We start from the raw sequence: 12,704 nt of genomic DNA, 5'->3' as shown, positions 1-12,704 counted from the left end.
GAAGGACTCCCATGGACGTATCTTCGGTGAGCGAGGGCGCCGGCCTCCGGGCGGCGTCACGCAACGACTTCGGCGCTCTCGGCCGCCTCGTGCGGCATGAAGGCCTGCTTGACCGGCGCTACGGCTACTACGCGGTGAAGATCAGCCTGACCCTGCTGGCGTTCGCCGGCGGCTGTGCGGCGTTCGTGCTGCTGGGCGATTCGTGGTGGCAGCTGGTCACGGCGGTGTTCTTCGCGGTGATGTTCGCGCAGGTCGCGTTCCTCGGTCACGACGCCGGGCACAACCAGGTCTTCCGCACCGGGCGGGCCAACGACCGCGCCGGTTACGCGTTCGGCGGGATCGTCGGCATGAGCTACGGCTGGTGGATGGGCAAGCACACCCGCCACCACGCCAACCCCAACCACGAGGGCGACGATCCCGACATCGACATCCCCTTGCTGGCCTTCACCCGCGGGCAGACGGAGCACAAGAGCGGGTTCGTGCGCTGGACGTCGAAGCACCAGGCGGCGTTGTTCTTCCCGTTGCTGCTGCTGGAAGGCCTGAGCCTGCACTGGGCGGGCATCCAGGCGGTGTGGCGCGGGGAGGTCAAGACCCGGTGGCTCGAAGCGGTGCTGCTGTCCGCGCACGTCGTGGTGTACCTGGGGGCGGTGTTCGTGGTGTTGTCCCCGCCGGTCGCCTTGGCGTTCATCGCCGTGCACCAAGGACTGTGGGGCGTGTACATGGGCTGTTCGTTCGCGCCGGGGCACAAGGGCATGCCCACCTACACGGACAAGACCGAGCTCGACTTCCTGCGCAAGCAGGTGCTGAGCAGCCGCAACGTCCAAGGCCGCCGATGGGTGGACTTCACGCTCGGAGGGCTGAACCACCAGATCGAGCACCACCTGTTCCCGAGCATGCCGCGGGCCAACCTGCGTCGCGCGCAGCCTCTGGTGCGCGCGTTCTGCGCCGAGCACGGAATCGACTACGCCCAGTGCGGGCTGCTGAAGACCTACCACTACGTCCTGCAGCACTTGCACGAGGTGAGCGCACCACTCCGCGTGGCGGGCGCACCTGCCCGCTAGCCCTTGGGGAGGGCCCGCGCCGCGATTTGCGGGTCTATCCGGTGATCTTGGGACCCTCCCTTCCGAACCAACGTGCGGTCAACGCATGACCCCGGGCGCATCCTGCGGCGAGGCACGCTCAGGTGACGGTACGAAGTGGACGGTGACGGTCGAGCCGCCCTGGGGGCGTGCGATCGTGGTGAGGGTGGCGTGGTGGGCTTCGGCCACGGCGTTGACGATGGCGAGGCCGAGACCGTGGCCGCTGTGGTGGTCGTTGCGGTCGGCTGAGAGCCGCTGGAAGGGCTGGAACAGCCGATGGAGCTGGTCTTCGGGTATGTCGGGGCCGCTGTTGGTGACCGTGATAGCCGCGCCCAGCCGCGAAACTTCGGTTGTGACAACCACCCGGCCCGCCGGGTGGTTGTGGCGGATGGCGTTGTCGACGAGGTTGGCGATGAGGCTTTCGATCAGTCTCGGGTCGCCGGTTGTCACTGCGGGGGTGAGGTGTTCGGCGATGTCGATGCCTTTCTCGGCGGCCTGGTCGCGGCGGGAGCGCAGGATTCCGGTGGCGACGTGAGCGAGGTCGACCGGTTGCCGGTGAGTGACCCCGCGTTCGCTGGTGGCCAAGGCGAGCAGCGAAGTGACAAGCCGTTCCTGGAGCCCGCCGAGGGCCAGAGCTTCCTGACAGGCCGTACGGAGGGTGCCGGTGTCGGCATCGGGGTCGCCGAGCGCGACTTCCAGCAGGGTCCGTAGGCCTGCTAGGGGTGTTCGCAGCTCGTGGGAGGCGTTGGCGACGAAGTGCCGTTGGGCGGTGAAGGAGGCTTCCAGCCGGGCGAAGAGGTCGTCGAGGATGTGGCCCAGTTCGGTCAGCTCGTCGACGGGCTCGCCGAGGTCGAGGCGCTGGTCGAGGTTGCCGGCGGAGATGGCCCTGGCGGCGGTGGTGATGGCCCGCAGTGGCCGGAGGAACCGGCCGGCGACGAACCAGCCGCCGGCGAAGGCGACGGGGGCGAGTACGACGAGCGCGACGGCGGATCCGGTGAGGAGCTGGTGTGGGGCCGATTCCCTGGCCGGTTCCGGTGATCGCGGCCGGCGCCGTGGGCGTGGAGGCGGGGCCGGGTGCGGTCGACTGGATGCCGATGAAGGGCAGCGTGACGACGGCGAGGACGACGACCCCCGCAAGGTAGATGCCGGCGGTGTAGACGAGCGTGAGCCTGGCTCGCAAGGACCGGCTGGTCACGGTGGTCCGATCCGGTAGCCGCCTTCGCCCGATACCTGGCAGTCGGCGTTCGTGGGCACCGTGTTACCCAAGCGTGTCCGGCGATGCCTAAGCGGAATGCGCAGAAGCGTCCGTCATCAGCTGCCTAAAACTGGGCAGCAGGACCGGGTCCGGCTGGTGCTTCCTGGATAGCGGTCGGCGCCTGCATCCTCGTGAGGAGTGGCCGTTGGAGTTGTCTGCGCTGGGGAACTACACCTGTTGCGGAACGACGCTTCGTTGTTCGCAGCTTGGTGCGGGAGGTCGTTGTGGCGTGGGTGGAGCAGTGTGGCAGCAGGTCGTGGCGGGTGAGGTATCGGCGGCAGGGGTGCGGTGTTCGCTCGGTGTCCGGTTTCGGCTCGCGGCGTGACGCTGCGGCCTACGCTGCTGGGTTGGAGGTGGATCGGCGTCGGCGAGTGTGGATCGATCCGGCCGACAGCGCGGTCACGGTGGAGGAGTGGGTGGCGCGGTGGTTCCGGTCGCTGGATCTGGATCCGCGGACGATCGAGAGCTACCGCAGCCGGTTGCGGTGTCACATCCTCCCGAAGTTCGGGGGTATGCCGGTGGGTGCGATTACGGCGCTGGGGGTGGCCGAGTGGGCTCGGGAGCTGGAGCGGGCAGGATTCGCCCCGTCGACGGTGAGCTCGCAACTGAACCTGCTGTCGATGCTGCTGACTGATGCGGCCGACGAGCGGCTGATCCCGTTCAACCCGGTACACCGGCGGAGGCGTCGCGGCCGGCGGTCGCGACGGGCGGTGCCGGAGCGGGTGTGGGCGACGCCGGAGCAGGTGGTGCGGATCGCCGAGCAGGCCGGTGTGCTCGGTGGGCCGATCGCGTGGCTGCTGGTGATCACCGCGGCGTGGACCGGTTGCCGGTGGGGTGAGCTGGCCGGCTTGCACCGGGACAATGTCGATCTCCGGCGGGGTGTGATCGTGATCGATCCGCTGGTGGGGGCGTTGCACGAGTCGGGGTCGATGCGGTGGCTCGGGCCGCCGAAGACCCGAGCTTCGGCGCGGAGGATCGCGCTGCCGCCGTTCCTGGTCGCGCTGCTGCGGGAGCACCTTGCGCGGCACCGGTATGAGTTCGTGTTCACGACGCCGAGCGGGACGTGGTTGTGGCGCTCGACGTTCCTGCGGCGCGTCTTTCGCCCGGCGGTCGACGGCAGCGAGGCGTCCGGGACCAAGGCGGGCTGCGCGGCGGTGCGGCCGGGGTTGACATTCCACGGGTTGCGGCACAGCCACAAGACGTGGCTGATCTCCGGCGGCGCGCCGGAGATCGCCCAGGCCCGCCGGCTCGGGCACCACTTGGACAACCGGGTCATCGAGACCTATTCCCACGTTGCGCCGGAGGTCGAGCAGCGGCTACTGGAGGACCTCGAACGGCGTTGGCACGCGGCGGCCCCGCTACCGCCGACGCCGTCACCGAGTGTGGTCGACAGCGGGCGGATGGCGGCGGTTGTCCCCCTCTTCGCCACGGTGGGGGTCACCCACCGGCCGAGCCGACGAGCAGCGAATACACCGGGCGGGTGCCGTGTCGGGGCTGGGGCAGTGCTCCAGTTTTGCCCCACCAGGAGCACAAGATCAGGCCGTAAGCCGATCACCGAAGATCGAACCGGGGATGCAGAAAACCCCTCCGACCAGCCGGAAAGGCTGAAACGAAGGGGTTCCTTACGATGTGGAGCTAAGGGGACTCGAACCCCTGACCCCCTCACTGCCAGTGAGGTGCGCTACCAGCTGCGCCATAGCCCCGAGGCGAAGGTGAACTCCGCATCTCGTATGCCCATACAGTACACCCCGCCCAGACCCCCTTCACGCGGGGGTCCCCACAACCCCGCCTCGCGATCCACAAGCCCCTGACCTGCACATTCACACCTTATTTTTAGTCGTGTATTGACTCCTCCCTGTGGCCGCCGTTACATTTTGCGCGGTTGTGACGCCGAGGTCCCCGCCCGTTACGCCGCGTCTCCAACACCGGGCACACCTCTCGATGACGCCGCGCGCGCGGCAGAGGAGGCTTCGATGACGAGACGGCGGGTGATCACGCTGCTTGCGGCAGCGTCGGTCTTGGTCGGAAGCATGACAACGACGACGGCGCAAGCCGCCGTCACCCCGGACGGGTGGTACACCGTTGCCGCCGTCAACAGTGGCAAGTGCGTCGATGCGAAGGGCGCCGGGACCGCCGACGGGACCGTTGTCCAGCAGTACACCTGCAACCAGACCGCCTCGCAGCAGTGGCAGTTCCAGGCCACCGGCGACGGCTACTTCCGGATCAACGCCCGCGCCAACCCGGCTGCGACCTGGGACGTCAAGGACGTCTCCACCGCCGATGGCGGCCTGCTCCAGCTCTGGACCTACGGGGGCGGCGCCAACCAGCAGTGGCAGGCCGTCGACGAAGGCAACGGCCGGTACCACTTCCTCAGCCGCAACAGCGGGAAGTGCCTCGACGTCCCCGGTGCCTCGACCGCCGATGTGCAGCTCCAGCAGTACGCCTGCAACGGCACCGCCGCCCAGTCCTTCATGCTGACCCCCGTGAACACCAGCCAGCCGGGACAGCCCGACTTCGGCCCGAACGTGGTGGTTTTCGACCCGTCCATGCCGAGCTCGACCATCCAGAGCCGGCTCGACAGCATTTTCGCCCAGCAGGAACGCAACCAGTTCGGCAGCCAGCGCTACGCCGTCATGTTCAAGCCGGGCACCTACGCCAACGACGTCAACGTCGGCTTCTACACCCAGGTCCTCGGCCTCGGCCTGACCCCCGACGCCGTGAACGTCAACGGCGCCGTGCACGTCGAGGCCGACTGGTTCCCGCCGCAGAACGCCACCCAGAACTTCTGGCGGGGCGCGGAAAACCTGTCCGTGACCCCGAACTCCGGCGCCGACCGCTGGGCCGTCAGCCAGGCCGCGCCCTACCGCCGCATGCACGTCCGCGGTGACCTGCAGCTCGACGACGGCGGCTGGGCCAGCGGCGGCTGGATCTCCGACTCGAAGATCGACGGCCAGGTCCGCTCCGGCTCGCAGCAGCAGTGGATCTCCCGCAACTCGCAGTTCGGCAGCTGGAACGGCTCGAACTGGAACATGGTCTTCGCGGGCGTCCAGGGCGCCCCGGCGAACACCTTCCCGTCGCCGCCCTACACCACCGTCGGCCAGACGCCGGTCGTGCGCGAGAAGCCGTTCCTCTACGTCGACGGCGGCGGCAACTACCAGGTCTTCGTCCCCGGCCTCAGGACCAACGCGTCCGGCACGACCTGGGCGAACGGCACCGCGCCGGGTACGTCCGTCCCGATCGGCCAGTTCTACATCGCCAAGCCCGGCGCCACCGCCGCGGACATGAACGCCGCTCTCGCCGCCGGCAAGAACCTGCTGGTCACGCCCGGTGTCTACCACCTGAACCAGACGCTGCGCGTCACCCGTCCGGACACCGTCGTGCTCGGCCTCGGCATCGCCACGCTGATCCCGGACAACGGCATCACCGCGATGACCGTCGACGACGTCGACGGCGTCAAGGTCGCCGGCCTGCTGATCGACGCGGGCACGACCAGCTCGAACACGCTCATGCAGGTCGGCCCGGCCGGCTCGAGCGCGAACCACGCGGCCGACCCGACGTCCCTGCACGACGTGTTCTTCCGGATCGGCGGTGCCGCGGTCGGGAAGGCGACGAACAGCCTGGTCGTCAACAGCAGCAACGTGATCGGCGACCACATGTGGATCTGGCGCGCCGACCACGCCGACCGCAACGAGTACGTCGGCTGGACCACCAACACCGCCGACACCGGCCTGATCGTCAACGGCAACGACGTCACGATGTACGGCCTCTTCGTCGAGCACTACCAGAAGACGCAGGTGGTCTGGAACGGCAACGGCGGCCGGACCTACTTCTTCCAGAACGAGATGCCCTACGACGTCCCGAACCAGTCGAGCTGGATGAACGGCTCCACCCAGGGCTTCTCCGCCTACAAGGTGAGCCCGAACGTCACCAGTCACGAAGCGTGGGGGCTGGGCAGCTACTGCTACTTCAGCACCAACCCGTCCGTGGCGAGCGCGCACGCGTACGAGGCGCCGAACACACCGGGTGTCCGGTTCCACGACATGGTGACCGTGTCGCTCAACTACCAGGGCACGATCACGCACGTGATCAACAACACGGGCCCGGCCACGCCGTCCGGGACCAAGGCCGTCAACCTGGTGAGTTACCCCTGAGCAACCGGCGTGCGCCGTGGTGGCGGCCGCGGCGCACGCCGGTCCTATTCGAGTACACCGAACGGGGTGTTCCGGGAGCCGGACGGGGTAACTGCCTCAATACTGAGAGCCCCAATCCGATCCGGGAGCGGCAGATGACCTCTTTCGCAGCGTTCACCGTCGTCGAACCCCGCAAAGCCTGGCCGCTGGTGGCCGTCCGCGGTGTGTTCGCCGTGCTCTTCGGGCTCTTCGCGCTGATCTGGCCCGGTGCCACCGTCCTCGTCCTGGCGATCCTGTACGGCGTGTACGCGATCGTCGACGGCATCGGCGGCCTGATGCAGGCGTTCCGTCCGGGTGACACCGGCCACCGGGTGGCCTACGGCGTCCTCGGCGCGCTCGGCATCGTCGCCGGGATCCTCGTCCTTGTCTGGCCCGGCATCACCGTCCTGCTGCTGGCCCTGCTGGTCGGCTTCTGGGCGATCATCACCGGGATCGCCGAAATCGCCGCGGCGGTCCGGCTGCGCAAGCAGATCGAGGGCGAGGCGTTCCTCATCGCGGCCGGCGCGATCTCCGTGCTCGCCGGCATCCTGATCGTGATCAACCCGATCGCCGGCGCGTACGGCATCGCGCTGCTCGTCGGGATCTACGCCCTGCTCTACGGGATCATGCTGCTCGTGCTGGCCTTCCGGCTGCGGAAACTGGGCGGCACCACCCCGGCCGCCTGAGTACCGTGCGGGGGTGTCGACCCGCGAACTGGTGGTGCTGGGCACCGCTTCCCAGGTGCCAACGCGCCACCGCAACCAGAACGGCTACCTGCTGCGCTGGGACGGCGAAGGCATCCTCTTCGACCCCGGCGAGGGCACCCAGCGCCAGATGCTGCGGGCCGGTGTGGCCGCCACGGACGTCACGCGGATCTGCGTGACGCACTTCCACGGCGACCACACCCTCGGCCTGCCCGGCGTGATCCAGCGGCTGTCGCTGGACAAGGTCAGCCACCCGGTGCACGCCCACTTCCCGGCGTCCGGCGCGCACTACTTCGAGCGGATGCGGCACGCGACGGCCTTCTACGAGCAGGCCGACCTGCAGGAACACCCGATCGCCGGTGACGGCCCGATCGCCACCGGCAAGCTCACCCTCGAGGCGATGCGCCTGAGCCACCCCGTCGAGGCGTTCGGCTACCGGCTGACCGAGCCGGACGGCCGCACGATGCTCCCGGAAAGGCTGCGGGAGCGCGGCATCGCGGGCCCGGACGTCGGCCGGCTCCAGCGGGAGGGGCGCCTGGGGAGCACGGCACTCGAAGACGTCAGCGAGCCGCGGCCCGGCCAGCGGTTCGCGTTCGTGATGGACACCCGGCTGTGCGACGCGGTGTACGCCCTCAGCGAAAACGCCGACACGCTCGTGATCGAGTCGACGTTCCTGGCCGAGGACACCTCCCTGGCAAGGGACTTCGGCCACCTCACCGCCCAGCAGGCCGCGCGCGTCGCCGCCGAGTCCGGCGTCCGCCAGCTCGTGCTGGCCCACTTCTCGCAGCGCTACCCCGATCCGAACCGGTTCGCGGAAGAGGCGCGGGCCGAGTTCGACGGCGAAATCGTCGTGGCGCAGGACCTGGAGCGGGTCCAGGTGCCGAAACGGCGGTCCTCCCCAACCGGGCGGTGAGCGCCGTAGGCTGCATCTCGTGAGCCAGCCGATCCTGATGACCGTCGACGACGATCCCGCCGTGTCCCGCTCGGTCGCCCGTGACCTGCGGCGCCGCTACGGCAAGGACTACCGCGTCATCCGCGCCGACTCCGGCCCGGACGCCCTCGACGCCCTGCGCGAGATCAAGCTGCGCGGCGACGCCGTCGCCGCCATCCTCGCCGACTACCGGATGCCGCAGATGGACGGGATTGCCTTCCTCGAGAAGGCGATGGACCTGTTCCCGCACGCCCGCCGCGCCCTGCTGACCGCCTACGCCGACACCGACGCCGCGATCCAGGCGATCAACGTCGTCGACGTCGACCACTACCTGCTCAAGCCGTGGGACCCGCCGGAGGAGAAGCTCTACCCGGTGATCGACGCGCTGGTCGAGACCTGGAAGGCGGTCGGGGACCGGCCGGTCGAGGAGGTCAAGCTCATCGGCCACCGCTACAACTCGCCCTCGTTCCACCTGCGCGACTTCCTCGCCCGCAACGCCGTCCCGTACCGCTGGTACTCGGTCGAGGACGACGAAGCCTGCCGGATCCTGCAGGCCGCCGAGGCCTCCGAGAAGGACATCCCGGTCGTCGTCACCCCGGACGGCACGGTGCTCAAGAACCCGTCCGGCAGCGAGATCGCCGACGCCGTCGGCCTGTCGACGCGCCCGGCGCAGGAGTTCTACGACCTCGTCGTGATCGGGGGCGGCCCGGCCGGGCTCGGTGCCGCCGTCTACGGGGCGTCCGAGGGCCTGCGCACGGTCCTCGTCGAGAAGAAGGCCACCGGCGGCCAGGCAGGCACCAGCTCCCGCATCGAGAACTACCTCGGCTTCCCCGACGGCGTCTCCGGTGCCCAGCTGACCGACCGCGCCCGGCGTCAGGCGCAGAAGTTCGGCGCCGAGGTGCTGACCGCGCGGGACGTCGTCGGCCTCGAAGCCCGCGGCTCCTCGCGGGTGGTCACCTTCGGCGACGGCAGCGAGATCGCCGCCCACTCGGTGATCCTGGCCAGCGGCGTCACCTACCGCGCCCTGGACGCGGAGGGCGTCGAAGAGCTCACCGGCCGTGGCGTCTACTACGGCTCGGCCGCGACCGAGGCCCCCGAGTGCAAGGGCGAGCACGTCTACATCGTCGGCGGCGCGAACTCCGCCGGCCAGGCCGCGGTGTTCTTCTCCCGGCACGCCAGCGACGTCACGATCCTGGTGCGCGGCGAATCACTGGAAGCCTCGATGTCGCACTACCTGATCGAGCAGATCGCCGGCATCGAGAACATCCACGTCCGCACGCACACCACGGTCAAGCAGGTCCACGGCGACGGCCACCTCGAGCGGATCACGCTCTGCGAGAACGGCGTCACCGAAACCGTCGAGTCCGGCCACCTCTTCATCTTCATCGGCGCCGCCCCGCGCACCGACTGGCTCGGCGACGCCATCCACCGCGACGACCACGGCTTCGTCTGCACCGGCCCCGACCTGCTGTCCGCCGGGCAGCGGCCGGCCGGGTGGACCCTCGACCGTGATCCGCACTACCTCGAGTCGTCCATCCCCGGCGTTTTCGTGGCCGGTGACGTGCGGGCGCAGTCGGTCAAGCGGGTGGCGTCCGCGGTCGGCGAGGGCGCGATGGCCGTGACGCTGGTACACCGGTACCTGGAGGAACAATGAGCGCACTGCCGCGGGAAGAGCTTCGCGGCCTCTTCCTGTTCGAACACCTTTCCGAAGACCAGCTCGACTGGGTGGCCGCCAACGCCGTGCTCGAGGAGTACGAGGGCGACTCGACGATCATCAACGAGGGCGGCGAGGCGACCTGCTTCTACGTCCTGCTGAACGGCGCGATCCGGATGACGCGCCTGGTCAGCGGCACCGAGGTGGAGACCAACCGGTCCGACCAGCGCGGCGCCTACTTCGGCGCGACGCAGTTCTTCGTGCACCAGGAGGCGGAGCACACCTTCGGCACCACCGTGCGCGCGCTGTCCGACGTCACGCTGCTCGCGCTGCCGTCGAAGGAGTTCTCCGTCGAGTTCCGCAAGTGGTTCCCGATGGCGACCCACCTGCTGGAGGGCATGTACCTCGGCTGGCGCAACAGCGACACGGTGATCGGCTCGCGGCGCCGGCTGCTGGCGCTGGGCGAGCTCTCGGCGGGCCTGACCCACGAGCTGAACAACCCGGCCGCGGCCGCGGTCCGGGCGACGTCCGCCCTGCGCGAACGCGTCGCCGGGATGCGCCACAAGCTCGCCTTCCTGGCCAAGAAGGACATCGAACCCGAGCTGCTCTACCAGCTCATCGACGTCCAGGAACGCCTGGTCAAGCAGGTCGCGCAGGCCGAGAAGCTGACGGCGATGCAGCAGGCCGACCGCGAGGACGAGATCACCGACTGGTTCGACGACCGCGGCATCGACGGCGGCTGGGACCTCGCCGACATCTACGTCCGCGCCGGGCTGACCACGGCCGACCTGGACCACGTCCTGGAGCAGGTCGGCGACACGTTCATCGACGGTGCCGTCCGCTGGCTCGCCTACGCGCTCGAGACCGAGATGCTGATGGGCGAGATCGAGGACTCCACCACCCGGATCTCCGCGCTGGTCGGCAAGGCCAAGCAGTACTCCCAGATGGACCGCGCGCCGCACCAGTGGGTCGACGTCCACGACGGCCTCGACTCCACGCTGGTGATGCTGTCCGGCAAGATCGGCGGCGGCATCCGCGTCGTCAAGGAGTACGACCGCAGCCTGCCGAAGATCCCGGCGTACCCGGCCGAGCTCAACCAGGTGTGGACGAACATCATCGACAACGCCATCGGCGCGATGAAGGGCGAAGGCACGCTCACGCTGCGGACGTGGGGCGAGAACGACCAGGTCCGCGTCGAGATCGGCGACACCGGCCCCGGCATCCCGGCGGACATCAAGCCGCGGATCTTCGAGCCGTTCTTCACGACCAAGCCGGTCGGCGAGGGCACCGGGCTGGGCCTGGACATCTCGTGGAAGATCGTCGTCGAACGGCACCAGGGCGACCTGCGCGTCGAATCCGAGCCGGGGAACACCCGGTTCGAGGTCTGCCTGCCGACGGTCGAGCAGGCCTCGCTCTGATGGCTTCCGTCCCGACGGTCACGACCGAACTCGGGGCGCTGGTCGGGCTGGCGGGCGACGGTGTCCGCGCCTGGCGCGGGATCCCGTACGCCCGCCCGCCCGTCGGCGAGCTGCGGTGGAAGGCACCGCAGCCGCCTGCCCTGTCCGGTGGCGTGCACGTGGCGACGGAGTACGGGCCGCACGCGATGCAGTCGCCGGACCCGATGAACCCGGCCGCCGTGTGCGACGAAGACTGCCTGTACCTCAACGTCTGCACGCCCGAAGGACCCGCGCCGGAAGGCGGCCGGCCGGTGCTGCTCTGGCTGCACGGCGGCGGCTACCGCGTCGGACACGGCGAGCAGCTGGGCGACGGCGAGGAGTTCGCGCGCGCCGGGATCGTCGTGGTCACCATCAACTACCGGCTGGGCTCGCTCGGCTTCCTGCACCTCGCCGGGGTCTTCGGCTCCGCCGAACCGGACGCCGGTGTGTGCGGGTTCCTCGACCAGGTCGAGGCCCTGAAGTGGGTGCGGCGCAACATTTCCGCGTTCGGCGGCGACCCGGAGCGGATCACCGTCTACGGCGTCTCGGCGGGTGCGAAGAGCGTCGGGAACCTGCTGGGCAGCCCGCTCGGCCGGGGCCTGTTCGCGCAGGCGATCAGCAGCAGCGGCGGCGCGGACCACGTGGCGACGCCGGAAGCCGGGACAGCGCTGGCCCGGCGGCTCCTGGACGAACTCGGCTGCCACGACCTGGAGGCGCTGCGGGCGTTGCCGGCGAAGGAGTTCGTCGAGGCGCAGGAACGGATCCTCACCGGCTTCCAGGCGCTGTGGCTGTGGCGCCCGACCTTGCACCCCCGGGTGCTGCCGGAGGTGCCGATCGAGCCGATCCGGCGGGGGAGTGCGGCGGGGATCCCGTTGCTGGTCGGCTGCAACAGCAACGAAGGCAGCACGTACGCGCTGATGCTCGGCGAAGACGTCGCGACGGCGCCGGCTTCCGGGGTGCTCTCCGGCATTCTCGGCGACGAAGGTGCTTCGCACCTCCTCGAGACGTACCTTCGCCGCGTCCCCGATCTGAAGTCCGCGAAGATCGCCGCGATGGGCGACGAGCGCTACGGCATCCCGACGCAGCGGCTCGCCGACGCGCAGTCCGCGCACGCGCCCGTCTACCGCTATCGCATCGACATCGCGGCGCCCGGCGTGCCCGAGCAGCTCGACGGCGGCCACGGCACCGAGACGACGATGGCGTGGAAGACTCCGCTACCGCTGGCCTCGCAGGGGTCCGCCGTGAACCCGGCGCGCGAGCGGGCGGCGCTGCTCATCCACCGTGCCTGGGTGCGGTTCATCCGCGACGGCGTCGCCGACGCGGACGGCCCCGAGTGGCCGCCGTACGGCCCCGAGCTGCGGCCGGTGCTGGTGTTCCGGGAGGACACCGACCTGGTGCTCGACCCCCGCGCCGACGAGCGGAAAGCCTGGGGTGACACGGAATGGGCGTCCGGGACCTGGTTCCCGGTCACCTGAG

9 protein-coding genes, 1 tRNA gene and 2 pseudogenes are annotated in these 12,704 nt (G+C 69.7%); 9 read left to right on the top strand and 3 right to left on the bottom strand.

Annotation, left to right across the window (positions count from 1 at the left end; translation table 11 throughout):
- Positions 1-11 precede the first annotated feature (11 nt).
- Entirely contained in the window at positions 12-1,061 is a 1,050-nt protein-coding gene (locus HUT10_RS19820; protein ID WP_091315860.1) for an acyl-CoA desaturase, read from the top strand.
- Positions 1,062-1,139: 78 nt separating this feature from the next.
- On the opposite strand, the gene HUT10_RS51080 is transcribed toward HUT10_RS19820, so the two are convergent.
- Together HUT10_RS51080 and HUT10_RS52260 are read right to left on the bottom strand one after the other, a co-directional pair.
- Positions 1,140-1,664, bottom strand: coding sequence for a HAMP domain-containing sensor histidine kinase (locus tag HUT10_RS51080; RefSeq protein WP_254896940.1), 525 nt, complete (start codon positions 1,662-1,664; stop codon positions 1,140-1,142).
- 42 nt (positions 1,665-1,706) lie between these two features.
- Positions 1,707-1,961, bottom strand: a pseudogene (locus HUT10_RS52260) (histidine kinase dimerization/phospho-acceptor domain-containing protein); the annotation flags it as partial.
- Here HUT10_RS52260 and HUT10_RS51075 point away from each other — a divergent pair.
- Positions 1,842-2,117 carry a hypothetical protein gene (locus HUT10_RS51075; RefSeq protein WP_254896939.1) on the top strand — a complete coding sequence of 92 codons (276 nt, stop codon included), beginning with the start codon at positions 1,842-1,844 and terminating at the stop codon, positions 2,115-2,117. The pseudogene HUT10_RS52260 and the gene HUT10_RS51075 overlap by 120 nt on opposite strands.
- Before the next feature lie 348 nt (positions 2,118-2,465).
- Positions 2,466-3,623, top strand: a pseudogene (locus HUT10_RS52255) (tyrosine-type recombinase/integrase); the annotation flags it as partial.
- Positions 3,624-3,964: 341 nt separating this feature from the next.
- Here HUT10_RS52255 and HUT10_RS19805 read toward each other — a convergent pair.
- Positions 3,965-4,037, bottom strand: a tRNA-Ala gene (locus tag HUT10_RS19805).
- A 327-nt stretch (positions 4,038-4,364) separates the two neighbouring features.
- Between HUT10_RS19805 and HUT10_RS19800 the strand changes: the two genes are divergently transcribed.
- From HUT10_RS19800 to HUT10_RS19775, 6 genes are all read left to right on the top strand, one after another.
- Complete coding sequence (locus tag HUT10_RS19800) at positions 4,365-6,485, top strand: RICIN domain-containing protein (RefSeq protein ID WP_254896938.1); 2,121 nt, start codon at positions 4,365-4,367, stop codon at positions 6,483-6,485.
- Between the two features lie 134 nt (positions 6,486-6,619).
- Positions 6,620-7,189 (top strand): HdeD family acid-resistance protein, encoded by a 570-nt coding sequence (locus HUT10_RS19795; protein ID WP_176172590.1) that lies wholly within the window; start codon positions 6,620-6,622, stop codon positions 7,187-7,189.
- Between the two features lie 13 nt (positions 7,190-7,202).
- Positions 7,203-8,120 (top strand): ribonuclease Z, encoded by a 918-nt coding sequence (locus HUT10_RS19790; RefSeq protein ID WP_176172589.1) that lies wholly within the window; start codon positions 7,203-7,205, stop codon positions 8,118-8,120.
- A 19-nt stretch (positions 8,121-8,139) separates the two neighbouring features.
- Entirely contained in the window at positions 8,140-9,792 is a 1,653-nt protein-coding gene (locus HUT10_RS19785; RefSeq protein WP_176172588.1) for a response regulator, read from the top strand.
- A complete protein-coding gene (locus HUT10_RS19780; RefSeq protein WP_176172587.1) occupies positions 9,789-11,210 on the top strand; it encodes an ATP-binding protein in 1,422 nt (473 codons plus the stop codon). Before HUT10_RS19785 ends, HUT10_RS19780 begins: the two co-directional genes overlap by 4 nt.
- The gene (locus HUT10_RS19775; protein ID WP_176172586.1) at positions 11,210-12,703 is read left to right on the top strand and encodes a carboxylesterase/lipase family protein; all 1,494 of its coding nucleotides are present in this window, start codon (positions 11,210-11,212) and stop codon (positions 12,701-12,703) included. The genes HUT10_RS19780 and HUT10_RS19775 overlap by 1 nt, the downstream gene beginning before the upstream one ends.
- Position 12,704 lies beyond the last annotated feature (1 nt).

It is taken from the genome of Amycolatopsis sp. Hca4, from assembly GCF_013364075.1.
GTDB lineage: Bacteria > Actinomycetota > Actinomycetes > Mycobacteriales > Pseudonocardiaceae > Amycolatopsis.
This window is presented reverse-complemented; position numbering and strand designations above follow the sequence as displayed.